The 19,610-nt window shown below is 61.7% G+C and carries 18 protein-coding genes; 11 read left to right on the top strand and 7 right to left on the bottom strand.

Annotated features, from left to right (window positions below):
• Positions 1 to 260: 260 nt before the first annotated feature.
• From fabA to fabI, 3 genes are all read left to right on the top strand, one after another.
• Positions 261 to 770, top strand: coding sequence for a 3-hydroxyacyl-[acyl-carrier-protein] dehydratase FabA (gene fabA, locus BLU32_RS17920; RefSeq protein ID WP_093809205.1), 510 nt, complete (start codon positions 261 to 263; stop codon positions 768 to 770).
• A gap of 234 nt (positions 771 to 1,004) precedes the next feature.
• A complete protein-coding gene (gene fabB, locus BLU32_RS17915) occupies positions 1,005 to 2,228 on the top strand; it encodes a beta-ketoacyl-ACP synthase I (RefSeq protein WP_093809203.1) in 1,224 nt (407 codons plus the stop codon).
• Between the two features lie 10 nt (positions 2,229 to 2,238).
• Positions 2,239 to 3,069 carry an enoyl-ACP reductase FabI gene (gene fabI / locus BLU32_RS17910; RefSeq protein ID WP_093809201.1) on the top strand — a complete coding sequence of 277 codons (831 nt, stop codon included), beginning with the start codon at positions 2,239 to 2,241 and terminating at the stop codon, positions 3,067 to 3,069.
• A gap of 86 nt (positions 3,070 to 3,155) precedes the next feature.
• Here fabI and BLU32_RS17905 read toward each other — a convergent pair whose 3' ends face one another.
• Complete coding sequence (locus BLU32_RS17905) at positions 3,156 to 3,692, bottom strand: SH3 domain-containing protein (RefSeq protein WP_093809199.1); 537 nt, start codon at positions 3,690 to 3,692, stop codon at positions 3,156 to 3,158.
• Between the two features lie 258 nt (positions 3,693 to 3,950).
• On the opposite strand from BLU32_RS17905, the gene BLU32_RS17900 reads away from it, so the two are divergent.
• Positions 3,951 to 4,937: a D-glycerate dehydrogenase gene (locus BLU32_RS17900; protein WP_093809197.1), complete on the top strand. Its 987-nt coding sequence runs from the start codon at positions 3,951 to 3,953 to the stop codon at positions 4,935 to 4,937.
• A 100-nt stretch (positions 4,938 to 5,037) separates the two neighbouring features.
• On the opposite strand, the gene dnaQ is transcribed toward BLU32_RS17900, so the two are convergent.
• The 5 genes from dnaQ to BLU32_RS17875 form a co-directional block, all read right to left on the bottom strand.
• Entirely contained in the window at positions 5,038 to 5,745 is a 708-nt protein-coding gene (gene dnaQ, locus BLU32_RS17895) for a DNA polymerase III subunit epsilon (protein ID WP_093809195.1), read from the bottom strand.
• A gap of 161 nt (positions 5,746 to 5,906) precedes the next feature.
• On the bottom strand, positions 5,907 to 6,494 hold the full coding sequence (coaE, locus tag BLU32_RS17890; protein ID WP_093809193.1) for a dephospho-CoA kinase: 588 nt from the start codon (positions 6,492 to 6,494) through the stop codon (positions 5,907 to 5,909).
• On the bottom strand, positions 6,491 to 7,330 hold the full coding sequence (locus tag BLU32_RS17885; protein ID WP_093809191.1) for a shikimate dehydrogenase: 840 nt from the start codon (positions 7,328 to 7,330) through the stop codon (positions 6,491 to 6,493). Before BLU32_RS17885 ends, coaE begins: the two co-directional genes overlap by 4 nt.
• A complete protein-coding gene (locus BLU32_RS17880) occupies positions 7,327 to 7,923 on the bottom strand; it encodes a Maf-like protein (protein ID WP_093809189.1) in 597 nt (198 codons plus the stop codon). Before BLU32_RS17880 ends, BLU32_RS17885 begins: the two co-directional genes overlap by 4 nt.
• 66 nt (positions 7,924 to 7,989) lie before the next feature.
• On the bottom strand, positions 7,990 to 8,841 hold the full coding sequence (locus tag BLU32_RS17875; protein WP_093809187.1) for a pyruvate, water dikinase regulatory protein: 852 nt from the start codon (positions 8,839 to 8,841) through the stop codon (positions 7,990 to 7,992).
• A gap of 429 nt (positions 8,842 to 9,270) precedes the next feature.
• Here BLU32_RS17875 and hemE point away from each other — a divergent pair, with 429 nt between their 5' ends.
• The 4 genes from hemE (at position 9,271) to BLU32_RS17855 (ending at position 13,051) form a co-directional block, all read left to right on the top strand.
• Entirely contained in the window at positions 9,271 to 10,317 is a 1,047-nt protein-coding gene (hemE, locus tag BLU32_RS17870) for a uroporphyrinogen decarboxylase (RefSeq protein ID WP_256371423.1), read from the top strand.
• Between the two features lie 7 nt (positions 10,318 to 10,324).
• Positions 10,325 to 10,750, top strand: coding sequence for a protoporphyrinogen oxidase HemJ (gene hemJ / locus BLU32_RS17865; RefSeq protein WP_093809183.1), 426 nt, complete (start codon positions 10,325 to 10,327; stop codon positions 10,748 to 10,750).
• Positions 10,751 to 11,056: 306 nt separating this feature from the next.
• Positions 11,057 to 12,322, top strand: coding sequence for a transcription termination factor Rho (gene rho / locus BLU32_RS17860; RefSeq protein WP_093809181.1), 1,266 nt, complete (start codon positions 11,057 to 11,059; stop codon positions 12,320 to 12,322).
• A gap of 132 nt (positions 12,323 to 12,454) precedes the next feature.
• Positions 12,455 to 13,051 carry a GNAT family N-acetyltransferase gene (locus BLU32_RS17855; protein ID WP_093809179.1) on the top strand — a complete coding sequence of 199 codons (597 nt, stop codon included), beginning with the start codon at positions 12,455 to 12,457 and terminating at the stop codon, positions 13,049 to 13,051.
• On the opposite strand, the gene BLU32_RS17850 is transcribed toward BLU32_RS17855, so the two are convergent.
• Positions 12,999 to 15,104, bottom strand: a complete 2,106-nt coding sequence (locus BLU32_RS17850; protein ID WP_244501734.1) for a thioredoxin domain-containing protein — start codon at positions 15,102 to 15,104, stop codon at positions 12,999 to 13,001. The two genes, BLU32_RS17855 and BLU32_RS17850, sit on opposite strands and share 53 nt — an antisense overlap.
• Before the next feature lie 133 nt (positions 15,105 to 15,237).
• On the opposite strand from BLU32_RS17850, the gene mnmE reads away from it, so the two are divergent.
• From mnmE to rsmG, 3 genes are all read left to right on the top strand, one after another.
• Positions 15,238 to 16,608 (top strand): tRNA uridine-5-carboxymethylaminomethyl(34) synthesis GTPase MnmE, encoded by a 1,371-nt coding sequence (gene mnmE / locus BLU32_RS17845; RefSeq protein WP_371326937.1) that lies wholly within the window; start codon positions 15,238 to 15,240, stop codon positions 16,606 to 16,608.
• Between the two features lie 395 nt (positions 16,609 to 17,003).
• Entirely contained in the window at positions 17,004 to 18,914 is a 1,911-nt protein-coding gene (gene mnmG, locus BLU32_RS17840; protein ID WP_244501733.1) for a tRNA uridine-5-carboxymethylaminomethyl(34) synthesis enzyme MnmG, read from the top strand.
• Positions 18,911 to 19,606 carry a 16S rRNA (guanine(527)-N(7))-methyltransferase RsmG gene (gene rsmG, locus BLU32_RS17835; protein WP_093809173.1) on the top strand — a complete coding sequence of 232 codons (696 nt, stop codon included), beginning with the start codon at positions 18,911 to 18,913 and terminating at the stop codon, positions 19,604 to 19,606. The genes mnmG and rsmG overlap by 4 nt, the downstream gene beginning before the upstream one ends.
• Positions 19,607 to 19,610 lie beyond the last annotated feature (4 nt).

Below are 19,610 nucleotides of genomic sequence, written 5' to 3'. Positions count from 1 at the left end.
GATTTCTGCCACAGACCCGGCGCGTTTTGCAAGTGTTGCAGCGACCCGGCGCATGCGTCACCCGCCAGATTACATCAAAGCCTCCTGCGCGGAAATCAGCGGCTTGAGCAAAAAACACCACCGGAACGCGGATTTCCCGGTCGGGGCCGGGCTTTCGAAGCGCAGGGGGCTATGTTAGTAAGCGCTCCATAATCTAGACTTCATCCGTCCGTCATTTCGTCGCGACGGGATCGAAGCACCCATAAACCTGCGGGAAGAATATGAACGTGCGGCAATCGAGCTACTCATACGAAGAATTGCTTGCCTGCGGACGCGGCGAGACATTTGGCCCCGGCAACGCGCAATTGCCGCTGCCTCCGATGCTGATGTTCGACCGGATCACGGAGATTTCCGAAACCGGCGGCGAACACGGACTGGGATGCGTGCGTGCTGAACTCGACGTGAAATCCGACCTGTGGTTCTTCGCATGCCACTTCCAGGGCGATCCGGTCATGCCCGGTTGCCTGGGGCTCGATGCGATGTGGCAGATGACCGGCTTTTTTCTGGGCTGGCTCGGCGAACCGGGCAAGGGCCGAGCGATCTCGACCGGCGAAATCCGCTTCTCCAAGATGGTCACGCCGGATGTGAAGCTCGTTGAATACGGCATAGATATCAAGAAGCTGCGTCGCGGGCGTCTGGTTCTCGGAATCGCAGACGGCTGGCTCAAGGCAGACGGCGAAACGATTTACAAGGCCAAGGACCTGCGGGTGGGGCTGTTCAAAGACGCCTGATCGCTTCACGCTGTCACGATTGATCGCGTTCGCCCCCGCCACTATCTGCCAGTGGGCGAGATATCGTTGAGCGCGCGGGTCGGATCAACCGGTACGCATCCGTGACGACCGCAAAATCGACAGGGTTTCGGATCGGACATCGCCTGTGACAGGCATGTCATGCGGTCCGGCAGGGAAGACAGGACCGCGCCGCGAACTGACGCAAGGACGGTCCGAAACAGACGGGAGACCGCAATGAGGCGGGTGGTTATAACCGGACTGGGCATCATTTCGTCGATCGGAAACTCGGCGGAAGAGGTCACCGAAAGCCTTCGCACCGGCAAATCCGGCATTTGCGCGGCGCCGGATTACACCGAGCATGGCTTCCGAAGCCAGGTGCACGGCATGCCGAACATCGATCTGGCAGCCGAAATCGACAAGCGCCAGCTGCGCTTCATGGGCGACGGCGCGGCCTACAATTACCTGGCCATGCAGCAGGCGATTGCCGACAGCGGTCTTGAGGAAAAGGAAGTGTCCCATCCGCGCTCGGGGCTCGTCATGGGGTCCGGCGGTCCGTCGACCAAGAATCTGTTTCAGGCGCATAAGATCGTGATCGAGAAGGGCTCTCCCAAGCGCATGGGGCCCTTCATGGTTACGCGCGGCATGAGTTCGACCAATTCGGCCTGTCTGGCAACGCCCTTCAAGATCAAGGGTATCAACTATTCCATCACTTCGGCCTGCTCGACCTCGGCGCATTGCATCGGCGCCGGCGCGGAGCAGATCCAGTTCGGCAAGCAGGATATCGTCTTTGCAGGCGGCGGCGAGGAGCTCGACTGGACCCTGTCGTGCCTGTTCGACGCGATGGGCGCCATGTCGTCGAAATACAACGACACGCCGACCACCGCTTCGCGCCCCTATGATGCGACGCGCGACGGCTTCGTCATCGCCGGGGGCGGCGGCGTGGTCGTTCTGGAAGAGCTGGAGCACGCCAAGGCGCGCGGCGCGAAAATCTACGCCGAAGTGACCGGATACGCCGCAAATTCCGACGGCTACGACATGGTCGCGCCCTCCGGAGAAGGCGGAGAGCGTTGCATGCGGCTTGCCATCGAATCGCTGGGGGATCGCAAGGTGAACTACGTCAACACCCACGGCACCTCGACGCCAGTAGGCGACATCGGCGAAATCGAGGCGATCCGCAAGGTCTTCGGCGATGACCAGCCGGTCGCGTCCTCGACCAAGTCGCTGACGGGTCACAGTCTCGGCGCCACCGGCGTCCACGAGGCGATTTATTGCCTGATGATGCTGCAGCACGACTTCATCGCCGCATCCGCCAACGTGACGGAGCTCGACCCGGCGCTCAGCCCGGACGAGATCGCGCTGAAGCGGGTCGACAACGCAGGTCTCGATACGGTGCTTTCCAACAGTTTCGGTTTCGGAGGCACGAATGCCTCCCTCGCGCTGTCGCGCTATCAGGGCTGAGGGGGCCAGAATGTCGGGTATCATGAAAGGCAAACGCGGCCTGGTGATGGGAGTTGCCAACGATCACTCCATTGCTTGGGGCATCGCCAAGACACTTGCCGACCACGGGGCCGAACTTGCGTTTACCTATCAGGGCGAGAATTTCGGTCGACGGGTCAAACCACTTGCCGACAGCGTCGGAGCGGATCTGCTGCTGCCCTGCGATGTGGAAGACATCGACACGGTCGATGCCGTTTTCGACACGCTCAAGAAAGAGTGGGGCACGATCGATTTTCTGGTGCACGCCATCGCGTTTTCCGACAAGTCGGAGCTGCGCGGACGCTACGCCGACACCTCGCGCGAGAACTTCACCCGCACCATGGTGGTTTCCTGCTTCTCCTTCACCGAGGTCGCCAAACGCGCGGCCGCGATAATGAACGAGGGCGGCTCGATGGTGACGCTGACCTACGGCGGCTCCAACCAGGTGATGCCGAACTACAATGTGATGGGTGTGGCCAAGGCGGCGCTGGAATCCTCCGTCCGCTACCTGGCGATGGATTTCGGTCTGGACAACATTCGCGTCAACGCGATTTCGGCGGGACCGGTGCGCACATTGGCGGGATCCGGCGTCTCCGATGCACGGGTGATGTTCAATTACCAGAAGCAGAATGCACCGCTCGGACGCACCGTCACGCACTACGAGGTCGGCGGATCCGCGCTCTATCTGCTGTCGGATCTCTCATCGGGTGTCACCGGCGAGATCCACTTCGTCGATTCCGGCTTCAGCACGGTTTCGATGCCACGTCTCGATGCGTTGAAAACCCAGGAAGCCCGGGCCCAGAAAGTCATCGAAGACGTCTGACTTCGAGACGATCCGCTTGAAAAGACCCAAGACGATGCGGGATCGGACCCGCATCGTTTCAAACGACCAGGCGATACGCCCCTCGCTCATTCCACGGTTTCATCCGGATACACGCCGAACAGTCGGGTCTGGTCGATCCAGCCGGCAAATCCGTTGCCCGACACCTCGCACCAGCCTTGCCCGCACTGGCCAACCTCGCTCAGGACCTTGGGGGAAAGTTTCGCCACGACGCGTGCGTCCGACCGCGGGTCTTCCCTGAGCGGCGTGATCATGTCGCTTTCCCAGGGAGTGACCAAAGCCGTGCGCCGACCTGTCAAGAGCGAGTGAAACACCCAGCCTTCCGATCCCTCCCAATCGCGGATCCGGCGCCAGTTCTCGAATTCCTGAACGATTTCGACCGGTAGCCCGGCGCGAACGAAGGTCCAGCCGATGCGATGATCCCGGCTCGGACCGACGCGCACGTTGACCCGATCCGACTTCAGGCTGACGAACCGCGGCACCGGGAAGCCGCTGGCACCGGTCGTTCCCGACTGGGCCAGGGACGAACCGCCGGCAACGGCCGCCACGAGAAAGAACGCGAGAAGGGACACGAGGCCGATCCTGCCGGCCGGGTGAGATATCATTTCAATCGCTCCTTTCTCCAAGATGCGCGCTGTTCACCCCTACCAACACCGTCCGAATCGCACATTTTGATGGCATGTCGACAGGTCATCTCCCAAAAGCGGTCGGGACTGTGCCAAAATCAATCGGCTGCAATCCCTTGTTTTGACCGGACCATCTGGTAAGGAGAACGACAGCTTTGTGCTGCCCTGTCAGGAAAGGGCACACTGTGGAGGATTCAGGGTTAAGGACCCCTCAATAAAGCGCGGAAGGCGAGGAGCATGCCGAAGAAGAAGCCGCTGGTCGTCGTGACTCGCAAGTTGCCGGATGTCGTCGAGACGCGCATGCGCGAACTCTTCGAGACCCGGCTCAACGATGCGGATCGACCGCTCAGCCAGGCGGAACTGGTGGAAGCCGTCAAGACGGCCGAGGTTGTCGTTCCCACCGTCACGGATCGCATCGATTCCGCCGTCCTGTCGCAGGCAGGTCCGAACCTCAAACTGATCGCCAACTTCGGCAATGGTGTCGACAACATCGACGTTGTCACCGCCAACAACCGCGGCATCACCGTCACCAACACGCCCGGCGTGCTGACGGAAGACACCGCCGACATGACGATGGCCCTGATGCTCGGCGTCCCGCGGCGGATCGCGGAAGGCATCAAGGCGATGGAACACGGCGAGTGGTCCGGCTGGTCGCCGACCTGGATGCTGGGTCACCGCATCTGGGGCAAGCGGCTCGGCATCGTCGGCATGGGGCGCATCGGCCAGGCCGTCGCGCGCCGGGCGAAGGCCTTCGGCATGTCGATCCACTATCACAATCGCCGCCGCGTCCCGGAAACGATCGAGGAATCGCTCGAGGCGACCTATTGGGACAGTCTCGACCAGATGCTGGCGCGCATGGACGTGGTGTCGGTGCATTGTCCGCACACGCCGGCGACCTACCATCTTCTGTCCGCCCGCCGGCTGAAACTGATGAAGCCAGGTGCCTATATCGTCAACACCGCCCGCGGCGAGGTGATCGATGAAGCCGCGCTGATCCGCCAGCTGGAAACCGGCCAACTCGCCGGCGCCGGCCTTGACGTGTTCGAGCACGAGCCGGCGGTGAATCCGAAGCTCGTGGCCTCCGACAAGGTGGTTCTTCTACCGCACATGGGCTCGGCCACGATCGAGGGCCGCATCGACATGGGCGAGAAGGTGATCATCAACATCAAGACCTTCATGGACGGCCATCGTCCGCCGGACCGCGTGCTGCCGTCGATGCTTTGAGGCGACGGAAGACCGCCCACAAACATATTAGCGCCCGTGAAAGGATTCGCTTGCGGATCGATTCGCGGGCGTTTTCATTGATGAGAGACACGCAAAAGGCTCAGTCGGCGTCGTAGCGCCGCCAAAGCGCTGCCTCGCCCATCCCGGAGACAAAGGCGCGATGCATTTCGATCTCCGAATCGCTCAAGAGCGGAGACATGGGCTCGGGACGCGGGCGCGCCGGAGCGCGCTTTCGCCTTGAATCGGATCCGGAATAGTCGGCTTCGTCTTCCACCGACAGCGCAAGTCCCGCCTGCTTGCCGCCAATAAGTTCGATGTAGACTTCCGCCAGGATCTCGGAATCAAGCAATGCGCCATGCTTGGTGCGTCGGGAATTGTCGATTCCGTAGCGTGAACACAGCGCGTCGAGCGAGGCCGGAGATCCGGGATGCTTGCGCCGTGCGATCGCCAGCGTGTCGAGCACCTGCTCGTTCGGAAACGGACCCAGATCCATCCGAGCAAGTTCCATGTTGATGAAGCCCATGTCGAACGCCGCATTGTGAATCACGAGAATCGCATCGTCGACGAACTCGAGAAACTCCTTCACAATTTCTGCAAACCTTGGCTTGTCGGCAAGGAACTCCGCCGAAAGGCCATGCACATTGAACGCCTCGATCGGCATGTCGCGTTCGGGATTTAGGTAGGCGTGATAGGTGCGACCCGTCGGCACGTGATTGATCAGTTCCACGCCGCCGATCTCGACGAGACGGTCGCCGTTTCGCGGGTCGAGCCCCGTGGTTTCGGTATCGAAGGCAATTTCACGACGCATGGCGGCAGAGCTTTCTCGTTGATGGCAACGGACCGGTTTCAGCAGGGCGGTACGGTCTCACCGAACACAGTGTTGGCGCGGCAGACGGGGTGCTCAAGCCGTACGACGTCATTCCACCAGGGATCCCCGGCTTTTCCACACGTGAGGCGCAAGCGGTCTGCTCAGCCAAGACCAGCAAGGGCGCGCAGAATCGCGCGGACCGTCCGGTCGGCATGCGGCTTGCCGTGGCCCGTGTCCACAAGGAAGTGCGCACGGCGACGCTTTTCCGTATCCGGCATCTGCTTGGCCAGAATTGCGGCAAACGTCTCCTCGCTCATGCCCGGACGGGCCAGAACGCGGGCCCGCTGCACCCGGGCCGCCGCGGTGACGACGACACCGGCATGAACGCGCGCTTCCCCGCCGGTTTCAAACAGCAGCGGAATATCGAGTATGGCGACGCGCACGCCGGAGGTTTTCGCTGCATCCAGAAAAGCGATCTCCCGGGCGCGAACAAGCGGGTGGACGATCGCCTCCAGACGCTTCATTTCCGCCGGCTTGCCAATCACACGCGCGCCAAGCGCCTTTCGATCGACGACACCCTCGATCACGGTACCGGGAAAGGCGGCGTCGATCGCCGGCGCAGCTTCACTGCGATAAAGATCGTGAACTGCGGCATCCGCATCGTAAACGGCCGCACCCGCGGCCGCGAACATCGCGGCCGTTGTCGATTTCCCCATGCCGATGGACCCTGTGAGACCGACAACGATCACGAGGAGACCCCCAGATCGGCCAGAATGAGATCGCGCAAGGCATCATCAACCTCGGGCCGCACCCCGAACCAGCGTTCAAAGCCCGGAACCGCCTGGTGGAGCAGCATGCCCAACCCGTCGACCGTCGGGTTTCCCCGGTCGCGCGCGGCCTGCAACAATGGCGTGATCAGCGGCGCATAGACGATATCGGTCACCAGCGCGTCGACCGGCAGGGGAGACAGATCCAGATCGAGCGGCGGCTGGCCGTCCATGCCAAGCGACGTGGTGTTCACCACAAGATCCGATCTCCCCAGGATATCCGCAAGATAGTCCCAGGAAACGGCTGTTGCGACGGAGGCGAAACGGTTCGCCAAATCCTCGGCTTTCGACAGCGTACGATTGGCGACAAGCACCTTTTCCACACCGCGGGAGGCAAGAGCCCAGACAATCGCGCGCGCGGCGCCGCCGGCACCAAGCACAAGCGCTGTGTCGCACCGCCCCGCCCAGCCCGGTGCATGTTGATCGAGGTTTCCCAGAAAGCCGAGACCGTCGGTATTGGCGCCTATCAGTCGTCCGCCGTCGCCGAGCCAGAGGGTGTTGGCAGCGCCCATGGCCTGTGCCGCGTCATCCAGAGTATCACAACAGGCGGCGGCCACTTCCTTGTGCGGGACGGTGACGTTGCAGCCGATCAGTCCGCTACCCGCGAAACCGCGATAAAACGCTTTCGCCGTTTCGGGTTCGACCGCTATCCGCTCGTAGGTGCCGTCCAAGCCGTGCCGCTTCAGCCAGTATCCGTGAATGAGCGGCGAGCGCGAATGAGCGACCGGATATCCGGTGATGGCAGCACGTCTGGTCATGCCTCGATTGCCCCTTCGTCGCGCAGCCTGGCAAGCAGCGGCAGGAGGGGAAGTCCGAGAACGGAAAAATAATCGCCGTCGATGGTCTCGAACAGCTGCACGCCCGGACCTTCCAACTGATAGGCGCCGACGCTGGTCAGCGCGGCGTCCCCGACCTGGGCCAGATAGCGCCCGACGAAGGCCGGGCCGAAATCCCGCATCTTCAGGCGCACCGTTCCGACATGGCGCCAGAGCGTTTCTCCATTGCGCGCTAGCACGACAGCCGAATGCAACGCATGCGTCTTGCCCGACATGGCGAGCAACTGACGGCGGGCGGCCTCCATATTCTCCGGTTTGGTCAGCCGGCCGCCCTCGAACTCCAGGACCTGATCGGCGCCGATCACAAATGCGCCGGAATGCCGTTCGCTTACCGCCTGTGCTTTCGCCTCGGCCAGAACCGTGGCGATGTCGACGGGCGAAAAACCGCTTCGCAAAAGCGGCTCCTCGATAGCGCGCTCATCGACATCGGCGGGATCGACGGAGAAGCGCAAGCCGGCGTTGCGAAGAAGCTCGCCACGAATGCGGCTTCCACTGGCAAGAACGATTTCGGTCATGACTGGGCCCGGAGTTTCAGGAAAAGGGATCGGATCGACAGAGAATTTCTGTTCGTTGCGGCCATATCAGGGGGATGGCGGCCGTTCCAGAGCGTTCTTGTGTGCCCGGTACAGACTCATGATTTCGGCGGCGGTTTCCTCGATCGACCGGCGCGTGACATCGATCACCGGCCAGCCGCGTTCGGCGCAGAGTTTTCGGGTTGCCGCGATTTCCGCGGCAATGGCGCGACGGTCGACATAGCTTTCATTGGCGAAATTCGCCGCATTGAGAGACAGGATCCGGTTCTGCCGAACCTGCTGTATGCGTTCCACCGATGCAATCACCGCGACCACCATCGCCCGGTGCACTTCGTACAACTGATAAGGAAGCCGAATCTCAGGAACAATGGGGATGTTCGCAGCCTTGATCCCGCGATTGGCGAGATAGATGCAGGTCGGTGTCTTGGACGTGCGGCTGACCCCCAGAAGAACCACATCGGCGTCGTCCAGATCATCGGGAACCTGACCATCGTCGTGCATCATCGTGAAGTTCAGCGCGTCGATGCGGTGAAAATAGTCGGCGTCCAGCGCATGCTGTCCGCCGACGCGACCGGTCAATTGCACGTTCAGATAAGACTGAAAAACCGAAAACACCGGCGACAGGATATTGACGCAGGGAATCCCGAGTGCACGGCCCGCCTTTTCCAGCCGCTCGGCCAGTTCGGCATCAACCAGCGTGTACAGGACGATGCCCGGCGTGTTTTCGATTTCCGCGATCGCATCGTCGAGCTGACGAAGCCCGCGCATCAGTGGATAGACGTGTTCGATCGCCTGCACATCTTCATATTGCGCCGTCGCCGCCCGGGCCACCGTCATCAACGTCTCGCCGGTGGAATCAGAAACCATGTGCAAATGAAAGAAGTTACGGGATTTTCCCAAGTTGTTATCCCCGTGTCATGCATTTGATGTTCATAAAGGTACCCGTCCTGGGTACAAGTCGGCGAATGCTCGCTCACCATGCCCGAAGCGCAGAAACAATCAACAATTCACATGAGCGCGGGAACCGGATCCGAAAGTGTTGCCTGGAATGGGGACAAGCGGCTTGTTCTTGCGTCGTCCCCAGAAACGGAGCGAACGACTCAAAGGTTAACAAGAAGTTAACCATGACGCACCGGTTTGAAAGAATTGTCGGAATCCGGGTTGTCACCGGTTGGCACACGACTCTTTTCAGGCAAAACTCCTCGACAGGTTCGCCATGAATGAGTCATGTGGAGAGGTGTCGACAACCGGCAATCCCGGATGTCCACCGACAAACAAAAACAACAGAATCCAGATTCAGGATTCTTTTCTTTTTAAAGGGAGTTATTCGTGTCTCAGACAAGCTCGCGACGGGTCATGCGTGTGCTCGAAGGAGATCGGCTGTGGCCGCCTCCCGTCTGGATGATGCGACAGGCCGGCAGGTACCTTCCTGAATACCGCGCCGTTCGTTCAAAGAAGGTTAATTTTCTGGAATTTTGCTATGACACCGATCTGGCGACAGAAGTGACCCTTCAGCCCATTCGTCGGTACGGTTTTGATGCGGCAATCCTGTTCTCCGATATTTTCGTCGTCCCGGACGCGCTTGGATACCCCGTTCGCTTCGAGGAAGGGCGTGGACCGGTGCTCGATCCGCTCAAGTCCGAACTGGTCGACAGGCTCGATCAGGGACGCGCGGAGGACCATCTCAATCCGGTGATCGAGACGGTTCGCCGGCTGAGGGCGGAGTTGTCAGACGAAACGACGCTTCTCGGGTTTTGTGGGGCACCCTGGACGGTCGCCTGCTATTCTGTGGCTGGCCACACCACTCCGGACCAAACGGCCGCGCGTATCGGCGCCTATCGCGACCCTGACCTGATGCAGTCCTTTATCGACCAGCTGGTTCCGGCATCGATCCGTTATCTGATCCGTCAGTTCGAGGCGGGAGCGGATGCGGTGCAGATGTTCGATACCTGGGCGGGCGTTCTCGACGATGCCGGGTTCGCGCGTTGGTCGATCGCGCCGGCAAAGGCGATCGTCAAGGGCGTGAAGGCGGTGGTGCCCGATGCCAAGATCATCGGGTTCCCAAAGGCGTCGGCCGCGCGGCTGAAGACCTATATCGCAGAGACGGGTGTCGATGCGATCGGTCTTGACTGGACAGTTCCGGCCGACCTGGCGCAGGACGTGCAAAAGCTGGTGCCGGTGCAGGGAAACCTCGATCCCATGCGGCTTGTCGCGGGCGGCCAGGCGCTCGACGACGGTGTCGATCAGGTCCTCAGGACCCTCGGCGATGGACCGCTTGTGTTCAACCTCGGTCATGGCGTGACGCCGGATGCGGATCCGGACAATGTGCGCCGCATGATCGAACGGGTTCGCGCCACCCCGGATCCCAGAGGCTGACGAGCGCATGCTGTATCTCTGGCTCAAGGCCCTGCACATCATGTCGGTGATCGCCTGGATGGCGGCGCTGTTCTATTTGCCGCGATTGTTCGTCTATCACGCAGAGACGGAGACGAGGACGCAGCAGAGCGAGACCTTCAAGGTCATGGAGCGGCGCCTGCTCAAGGCGATCATGACGCCGGCGATGATCGCAACCTGGGTGTTCGGGTTGTGGGTCGCTTTTGAGGGCGGTTTTTTTCGCGACGGCTGGTTTCACGCCAAGCTGGCGCTGGTCCTGGTCATGAGCGGATATCACGGGTATCTCGCGCGCTGCGTGAAGGTGTTTGCGGCCGACCGGAACACACGCAGCCATCGTCATTATCGCTTCATCAATGAAGTTCCGACTTTGCTGATGGTCGCGATTGTCATTTTGGTGGTGATCAAACCGTTCTGAGGTCGTGTTTCGCACCTGCCGCAGGGTCTTCCTGGTGTAAGACTGATAGTTCCGGGATTTAATCCGATGGAAGTACGGAATCGCGCTTGCTCTCGGTCGATTAAAAATGTAGTTTCCGGGAACCTCAAATCCATTGGGTATGGTCTCAGGGTTCTTTTGCGGACACGCTGCGAGATCAGGCCGCTTCGAGAAGTCGGCTTTTGACCCACGGAATCCCCAACCTTTCTGTCGTATGATCCACTTGCCTTGTCGCTGCATGCGGATCGTTTGCATCCATTCACTCCAGAAGAAGACTCTCCCTAGCCCATGCGGGAAATGAAACTCTCAGATCTCAAGATCAAGACGCCGACCGAACTTCTTGCCTTCGCGGAGGAACATGCGGTCGAGAACGCAAGCACCATGCGCAAGCAGGAGCTGATGTTCGCAATATTGAAGCAATTGGCTACCCAGGACGTCGATATTATCGGCGAGGGCGTTGTCGAGGTGCTTCAGGACGGTTTCGGGTTCTTGCGGTCGCCCGATGCCAATTATCTTCCCGGGCCGGATGATATTTATATTTCCCCCTCTCAGATCCGACGTTTTTCGTTGCGTACCGGCGATACGGTCGAGGGGGAGATTCGCAGCCCGAAGGACGGGGAGCGCTATTTCGCGCTGCTCAAGGTCAACAAGATCAATTTCGAGGATCCGGACAAGGCTCGTCACAAGGTCCATTTCGACAATCTGACGCCGCTCTATCCCGACGAGCGTTTGAAGATGGAAGTCGAATTGCCCGACGGCAAGGACTTCACGGCCCGGGTCATCGACCTCGTCGCACCGCTCGGCAAGGGCCAGCGTGGGCTGATCACTGCTCCGCCGCGCACCGGCAAGACGGTGGTCCTCCAGAACATCGCAAAGGCGATCACCACCAACCATCCGGAATGCTATCTTATCGTGCTGCTGATCGATGAGCGGCCGGAAGAAGTCACCGACATGCAGCGCACCGTCAACGGTGAGGTTGTGTCGTCCACGTTCGACGAACCGGCGGTCCGTCACGTCCAGGTCGCCGAAATGGTCATCGAGAAGGCCAAGCGTCTCGTTGAGCACGGCCGTGACGTCGTCATTCTGCTCGATTCGATCACGCGCCTCGGTCGCGCCTACAACACCGTTGTTCCGTCCTCGGGCAAGGTGTTGACCGGCGGTGTCGATGCCAATGCGCTGCAGCGCCCGAAGCGCTTCTTCGGTGCGGCGCGAAACATCGAAGAGGGCGGGTCGTTGACGATTATTGCGACCGCGCTGATCGATACCGGCAGCCGCATGGACGAGGTGATCTTCGAGGAGTTCAAGGGCACGGGCAATTCCGAGATCATCCTCGACCGCAAGATCTCCGACAAGCGCGTGTTTCCGGCCATCGACATTCAGCGCTCCGGCACCCGCAAGGAAGAGCTTCTGGTCGACCCGGTTCAGCTCAAGAAGATGTTCGTTCTGCGCCGGATCCTCAATCCGATGGGCACGGTAGATGCCATTGAATTCCTGCTCGACAAGCTGCGCCAGACCAAGTCGAATGACGATTTCTTCGACAGCATGAACACCTGATTGTTCGCGATTGTCGCGCCCGGCGCGACGACGGATTCACGTGGAACACCCGCAGGTCGCTTGCGGGTGTTTTGCGTTGTGTTTCACGTGAATCAGGTCGATTCGGTTCTGCAACAATAAGAGACATGCGATATGACGGGCGTAACACTGGAAACCGACCGCTTGATCCTGCGTCCCTGGCGCGAGGCGGATCGCGCGCCTTTTGCCGCCCTTAATGCCGATCCTTGTGTAATGCGCTATTTCCCCGCGACGCTCAGCCGGGAGGAAAGCGATGCGCTGATCCTGCGGGCGATGGAAAAGGCGGAAACCGACGGGATCTGCTTCCAGCCCGTGGAGGAAAAGGCGAGCGGTGCGTTTCTGGGGTTTGTCGGGCTGAACCGTCCGGCGCCCGATGTTCCGGTGCCCGATACGCTCGAGATCGGCTGGCGGCTCGCACGTTATGCCTGGGGCCAGGGCTATGCCACGGAGGCAGCGATGGCGTGGCTTCGATTCGGATTCGAAACCCTCCGGCTTCGGGAGATCATCTCCTTCACCGCCGTCCCTAATGCGCCTTCACGGCGGGTGATGAAGCGTCTTGGCATGACGGAGGATACGACTGGGGCTTTCGGACACCCGGCAGTTCCCGAGGATCACCCCTTGCGCCCGCATGTCTTGTATCGATTGTCGGGCGAGCGTTTCAATGCCCGCGCAGATCGCGAAGGTGACCGGCCAAACCGCTGCAGTCGGTGACGGGGGGGCCGCAGCGCCCTTCCGCGCAAAGGTAAAGGGTCGGCCGGCTTTCCCTCATTTCCTTGCCTGCCGCCGGGTGGTCGTCTGCGAAGGCGCGGTCTTCCGCTGAAATCGTTCGGCGGACAATCGCCGGGTCGCCAAGCGCGAGGAGTGCCTGATCGAACGCCGTGTCCCGCGCGCCGGTTTCGGTGACGATCACCGCCAACACACCGTTTTCCAGTGTATCGAGTGCGTTCAGGAGTCCGGCCGTGCCGAAGACGTTTTTCGGGATCGCTTCGGCAAAGGAGGTAAAGATCGCATCGGCTGTGTCGCGGTGGCTATTATCACCAGTCAGGTGCCACAGACGGATACACGCTTCGGCCACCATGGCATTGGCGTTCGGGGTCGCTTCGTCCATTGCGGAGTAGGGTCGTACGATCAGATCCTCGGCGCGGTCGGACGTGAGATAGTATCCCCCGGTTTCGTGCCGGTAATGCCGGTCGAGGAAGGCTGCCAGACGTTCTGCATCTCGGACATAGCCATTGGTCTCCTTCGAACTGCGGGATGTCTCGGCGAGCGCGAGGGCGGCCAGCATCATGGCGGCGTGGTCGGTCGCGAACCCTGGTGCAACCATTGTGTCCGCCCGCAAGGCGTGGGCGAGGCCGGTGTCGGTGATCATGCGGTCCATGATGAAGCGGTACGCGCCGATCGCCATGTTACGGAGCGATTCACGTGAAACAGGATCAGCCGCCCGCGCAAGGCCCGCGATCAGGAGCCCGTTCCAGTCGGCCAGGATCTTGTCGTCGCGGGCAGGCTGCGCGCGTTTGTTGCGTGCCTCGAGCAGGTGTTCCCGCCAGCTCCTCAGTGTGGTCTCGTCCGTCGGATCGTCGGGATCGTCGGTGCGCGTCAGGCGGTTGGGGATATTCGCGCTCTCGAAATTTCCCGCAGGGGAAATGTCGTAGACACGGTTGAAGGCAACGGCATCGGCTTTTCCGAGAACGTTCGCGACCTGGCCCGGGGTCCAGACATAAGTCTTGCCTTCCTCGCCTTCGGTGTCGGCATCGAGGCTTGCGGCATAAGCACCCTCGACCCCCATTTCCCGTTCAATCCAGGCTGCGGTCTCGTCGATTCGCCGGCGGAACAATGCGGCATGATCCGGATCGGGATCTGCGCTCCCGACCAGGGCCAGATGCGACAGATATTGCGCGTTGTCGTAGAGCATCTTTTCAAAATGGGGAACGAGCCAACGCTGGTCGACGGAATAGCGCGAGAGGCCGCCGCCGATGTGATCGTAGATCCCGCCGTTGCTCATGCGTTCCAGTGAGAGGATGCAGGCGGCGCGCGCATCGGCGTTGCCCGAGCGCAGGCTCGCACGCCAAATCAGCTCCATCACGCTTGCCTGGGGGAATTTCGGGGCGCCCTTGGTCCCGCCATTGACCGGGTCAGTTAGCTCCGCAAGCTTCAAACCCGCGGTTGTCGCAAGGCCGCGTGGTAAGGCTTGACCGCCGGATTCCAAGCCGGATCCGTTGGCGGTGGCCCGCAGATGCGCCATCAGGCTGTCGCAGTTCTGGTCGATTCGGTCGCGATCCGATTGATAGGCTTTCGACACGGCCTCGAGAACATCGCCAAAACCGGGTCTGCCCCAACGGGCTGTCTTCGGAAAATATGTGCCGCCCCAGAACGGCTCCGCTTCGCTGGTCAAGAACATGGTCAGCGGCCAGCCGCCCTGTTCCCCAAGCGCATGGAGCGCGCTCATGTAGATCTGGTCGATGTCCGGACGTTCCTCGCGGTCGACCTTGATGTTGACGAAGAGGGTGTTCATTGCTTCCGCGATGTCCGGGTCCTCGAAACTTTCATGCGCCATGACATGGCACCAGTGGCAGGCGGCGTAACCGACCGACAGCAAGATCGGCTTGCCGCCATCGCGCGCCTCGGCAAGGGCCTCCGGGCCCCAGGGCCGCCAGGCAACCGGATTGTCCTTGTGCTGGAGCAGGTACGGGCTTGTGGCATTGGCAAGGCGGTTGTCGGTCATGAGGGTTCCCGGTAATGAGGTGGTCGCGACGGGCGATGACATCTCGGTCCGTCCCGTCCATCTGCATGAAGGTAACGTACGCGCGCGAAGGAACAAGCCGGGAGGCGGTGATCCCGTGCGGTGCCGTGCAGTCAGCTTCGAAACCGCGGGTTTCGCGGAGGGAAAACGGACACTGATGACAGAGATAGCGCAGAGGGGTCACGGCATGCAGCGGGACACGGTCTACGCCTTGTCGAGCGGCGGACTGCCGACGGGCGTCGCGGTCCTGCGGGTCTCGGGGCGCGACGCTCGAGTCGCCTTCGAAACGATGATGGGGCGGCTCCCGGAACCGCGAAAGGCAACGCTTGCCCGGCTGCATGATCCCGAAACCGGAGAGCTTATCGACGCAAGCCTTGTGCTGTGGTTTCCCGGTCCTGCGAGCTTTACCGGAGAGGATGTCGCGGAGATCCAGTGCCACGGCGGACGGGCGGTCGTGGCCGCACTGCTGAGGGTGCTTGGACGCCTTCCAGGCTACCGGGCGGCGGAAGCGGGGGAGTTTACCCGCCGCGCGTTCGACAACGACCGGTTGGACTTGCTGGAAGCGGAAGGGCTTGCCGATCTCATACATGCGGAGACCGAGGCGCAACGGCGCCAGGCTGTCTCCCAGATGGGCGGAGCGCTGGGTGCCGTCTATGACGACTGGCGTCGCCGATTGATTCGGATGCGTGCCATGATCGAGGCCGATTTCGACTTTGCTGACGAAGACGATGTGCCAGGCAGTGTTGCGGATCGTATCTGGCCGGAGGCCGAAGGATTGCGTGACGAAATCGATGCGCATGTCGCCCGCTCTCGTGGAGCGGAGCGGTTGCGGTCGGGCATCCAGGTTGCCTTGCTGGGTCGGCCCAACTCCGGCAAGTCGAGCCTGCTCAATGCGATCGCGCAGCGCGATGTCGCCATCGTTACCGAAGAAGCCGGAACCACGCGGGACGTGATCGAGGTGCACCTCGATCTGGCCGGCTATCCCGTGACGTTGATCGATACAGCCGGAATTCGCGAGGCCGAGGGGGAGGTCGAGCGCGAGGGGATACGCCGTGCGCTGCAACGCGCCGCCGATGCCGATCTTGTTTTGTGGCTGATCGATCCTGACGAAGCCGACCAGGAGGGCGACGCGGCACCTGACATGGCTGCGCCTGTCTGGACGATCGAAACGAAGGTCGACCTTGCGCGGCAGGAACCGTCCGCGGCGATCCAGGATGACGATGCCTCCTTGTTTCGGGTTTCGGCGCGAACGGGGGCCGGGCTGGTGTCCCTGATTTCGTCGCTCGGCTCATTTGCCCGTGACACCGCCGGAACGTCATCCGACCCCGTGGCCACGCGGGATCGGCATCGTGGCTGGATAGCCGTTGCGCGGGAATCGCTTTCGGCGGCGATATCTGCCGATCGACCGCTCGAACTGCGCGCCGAGGATCTCAGATCGGCTGCGGATGCACTCGGACGTATTTCGGGACGGGTCGGGGTTGAGGATCTTCTGGATGTGATTTTCGCGGAATTTTGTATCGGCAAGTAAACGAGCGTTTCACGTGAAACAGCGGAAAATCGAGGTCGATTCTAAACCGTAATGAAGACTCATCCGAAACGATGCGCGTGTTCGCACCCAAACGCCCGACCAGAGACTGGTGACCGGTCGATTTAGCCTGATATTTGCGCTGTCGTTTTGGCCTGACTTGGCGGAAGTTGTTTTGACCGCACCGTGGGGATTGGATATCAGGGACGGAATTCTGCGGTCGGCGGTTTTTCGGGGCCCGCTCGTGGTCGGCTAGTCGCCGGTGCGATCGGGGGCTCATCGATATCATCCTTGACCCGCGGTTCTAACGGGCGGGGAATCGCTTCAAGGTCGACAGCAGGGTGATGTGAACGCCGTAGGGGCGGCCACCTTCATCCCGTGCAATCGGAGACGTGACAATGGCGGACGCGATGCGTTCGAAGGGATCGCAGCAGGCCGTTCCGGGTCTGGATGTGATCGTGATCGGTGGCGGTCACGCAGGCTGCGAGGCTGCGGCGGCCAGCGCGCGCATGGGCGCGCGCACTGCGTTGGTGACCCACAGCTTTGCGACCGTCGGCGTGATGTCCTGCAATCCGGCGATTGGCGGCCTGGGCAAGGGCCACTTGGTGCGTGAGGTCGATGCGCTCGACGGGCTGATGGGGCGGGTCGCGGACAAGGCGGGCATTCAGTTCCGCATGCTCAACCGGCGCAAGGGTCCGGCGGTCCGCGGGCCCCGTGCCCAGGCCGACCGGGCGCTCTATCGAGCCGCGATGCAGGACGCGATCCGCGAGACGGACAATCTCGAGGTCATCGAGGGTGAAGCGGCCGAGCTTCTGGTGTCCGATGGCCGAGTGACGGGTGTGCGGCTCGCCGACGGGTCGGAGCTGTCCGCCGGCGCCGTCGTCCTGACCACGGGAACCTTCCTGCGTGGTGTAATCCATATCGGCGACCGCAAGATCCCGGCCGGGCGAGCGGGCGATCCGCCGGCGCGACGGCTTGCGGCGTCGCTGCTCGAGCACGGCTTCGAGCTTGGTCGATTGAAGACAGGCACGCCGGCGCGGATCGATGGCCGAAGCATCGACTGGTCGGGGCTCGATGAGCAAAAGGGCGATTCGGAGCCGGAACCATTCTCCACCTTGACGGGCGCCATCGAGACACCGCAGATCTCCTGCCACATCACCCGCACGACGCCGGAAACGCATGAGATCATCCGGGCGAACCTCGGGCGCTCCGCGATGTACGCCGGCCATATCAGCGGGCAGGGGCCGCGGTATTGCCCGTCCATCGAGGACAAGGTCGTGCGCTTTGCCGACCGCGACGGGCACCAGATCTTTCTGGAGCCGGAAGGGCTGGATGATCACACGGTCTATCCGAACGGGATTTCGACTTCATTGCCGGAGGATGTGCAGCTCGCGTTCCTCAAGACCATTCCGGGTCTGGAAAACGTGTCGGTGATCAAGTCCGGCTATGCCATCGAATACGATCACATCGATCCGCGCGAATTGCGCCGGACACTTGAAACCCGGCGGGTCGCCGGTTTCTTCCTCGCAGGCCAGATCAATGGCACCACCGGATATGAGGAGGCGGCGGCGCAAGGGCTCGTCGCGGGGCTGAATGCCGCGCGGGCCGTGGGTGGCGGTGCGGAAATCGTCTTCGGTCGCGACCAGGGCTATATCGGTGTGATGATCGACGATCTCGTCACTTGCGGGGTTTCGGAACCGTATCGGATGTTCACTTCGCGCGCCGAATACCGTCTGTCGCTGAGGGCCGACAATGCCGATCAGCGTCTGACCCCGCTCGGCCTCGAGCTCGGGTGTGTCGGTGCGCTGCGTCGAGTCGCTTTCGAAACGAAATGCGCGTCTCTTGCCGAGACCCGCGCGGTCCTCGAAGGGTTGACTGCCACGCCCGAGGTTGGACGCCGGGCCGGCCTGCCGATTAATCAGGACGGCGTGCGCCGCTCCGCTTTCGAGCTGCTGTCCTATCCCGATATTGATCTCGACCGGCTGGCGGCTTTGTGGCCGGACGAGATCGCGGCTCTGAACCGAACAAGCGCCGAGCAGGTCGCGATCGACGCGCTCTATGCGGTTTATCTCCAGCGACAGGCGGCGGACATCGACGCGCTTCGCCGGGACGAGGCCCTGGTGTTGCCGGAGGATCTGGACTATGCCGCCGTGCGCGGGCTGTCCAACGAGGCGCGGCAGAAACTTGATGCCGTGCGTCCGGAAACCCTCGGCCAGGCCGCGCGGATCGACGGGGTGACGCCGGCGGCGCTGAGCCTGCTCTTGTCGCATGTCCGGCGACGCGCGGATCGGCCGGGAGCGGCGGCATGAGCCGACCCGCAGACGTGTCTGTCACAGACAGTCCCCAGGTTCTCCACGATGTTTTCCCCGTTTCACGTGAAACAGAAGAGCGACTGAGGATCTACGTCGATCTCCTGATGCGCTGGCAAAAGGCCCAGAATCTCGTTGCGCCCTCCACATTGCCGGACGTCTGGCGCCGACATGTGGCCGACAGTCTCCAGGTGCTCAAGGCGGCCGAGGGTGCGCGACAGTGGGTCGATCTCGGCAGCGGCGCCGGGTTTCCCGGGTTGGTGACGGCGATCACCCTGATGCAGAATGCGGAGAGCGCTGGCCGCGGTCATGTGCACCTTGTGGAAAGCAATCAGCGCAAGGTCGCCTTTCTTCGTGCGGTGATCCGGGAAACCGGATGTCCCGCGACGGTGCATGCCGACCGCATCGAAGCCGTGGCGGAAGAGTTGGCATCTTCCGGATCCTCCCCGATTCAGGCCGTGTCGGCGCGGGCTCTGGCGGATCTGTCGGGTTTGTGCGGCTTCGCCGAGCCTTTCGTGCGCCACGGCGCGCTGGCAATTTTCCACAAGGGGAAAAATTTTCGCGATGAGGTCACGCAAGCGTCTGACGCCTGGGACTTCGACATGGTAGAACAGAACAGCCTTATCGACCCCGACAGCCGGCTCTTGATACTCAAGCGGATCCGGCCCTGCGGCGCGACAGGGAAAGGTTAGACCC

This window comes from Stappia sp. ES.058 (assembly GCF_900105595.1).
Lineage (GTDB): Bacteria > Pseudomonadota > Alphaproteobacteria > Rhizobiales > Stappiaceae > Stappia.
Note: the sequence above shows the minus strand (reverse complement) of the source record. Positions and strands in the feature narration are given on the sequence as shown.

What these genes read in the sequence shown, in the direction of transcription:
- fabB (WP_093809203.1), top strand. Translation starts at nt 1,005, where the DNA reads ATGAGGCGGGTGGTTATAACCGGACTGGGCATCATTTCGTCGATCGGA.
- fabA (WP_093809205.1), top strand. Translation starts at nt 261, where the DNA reads ATGAACGTGCGGCAATCGAGCTACTCATACGAAGAATTGCTTGCCTGC.
- BLU32_RS17900 (WP_093809197.1), top strand. Translation starts at nt 3,951, where the DNA reads ATGCCGAAGAAGAAGCCGCTGGTCGTCGTGACTCGCAAGTTGCCGGAT.
- rsmG (WP_093809173.1), top strand. Translation starts at nt 18,911, where the DNA reads ATGAGCCGACCCGCAGACGTGTCTGTCACAGACAGTCCCCAGGTTCTC.
- mnmG (WP_244501733.1), top strand. Translation starts at nt 17,004, where the DNA reads ATGGCGGACGCGATGCGTTCGAAGGGATCGCAGCAGGCCGTTCCGGGT.
- mnmE (WP_371326937.1), top strand. Translation starts at nt 15,238, where the DNA reads ATGACAGAGATAGCGCAGAGGGGTCACGGCATGCAGCGGGACACGGTC.
- BLU32_RS17880 (WP_093809189.1), bottom strand. Translation starts at nt 7,923, where the DNA reads ATGACCGAAATCGTTCTTGCCAGTGGAAGCCGCATTCGTGGCGAGCTT.
- fabI (WP_093809201.1), top strand. Translation starts at nt 2,239, where the DNA reads ATGTCGGGTATCATGAAAGGCAAACGCGGCCTGGTGATGGGAGTTGCC.
- dnaQ (WP_093809195.1), bottom strand. Translation starts at nt 5,745, where the DNA reads ATGCGTCGTGAAATTGCCTTCGATACCGAAACCACGGGGCTCGACCCG.
- rho (WP_093809181.1), top strand. Translation starts at nt 11,057, where the DNA reads ATGCGGGAAATGAAACTCTCAGATCTCAAGATCAAGACGCCGACCGAA.
- BLU32_RS17905 (WP_093809199.1), bottom strand. Translation starts at nt 3,692, where the DNA reads ATGATATCTCACCCGGCCGGCAGGATCGGCCTCGTGTCCCTTCTCGCG.
- BLU32_RS17850 (WP_244501734.1), bottom strand. Translation starts at nt 15,104, where the DNA reads ATGTCATCGCCCGTCGCGACCACCTCATTACCGGGAACCCTCATGACC.
- BLU32_RS17855 (WP_093809179.1), top strand. Translation starts at nt 12,455, where the DNA reads ATGACGGGCGTAACACTGGAAACCGACCGCTTGATCCTGCGTCCCTGG.
- BLU32_RS17885 (WP_093809191.1), bottom strand. Translation starts at nt 7,330, where the DNA reads ATGACCAGACGTGCTGCCATCACCGGATATCCGGTCGCTCATTCGCGC.
- hemJ (WP_093809183.1), top strand. Translation starts at nt 10,325, where the DNA reads ATGCTGTATCTCTGGCTCAAGGCCCTGCACATCATGTCGGTGATCGCC.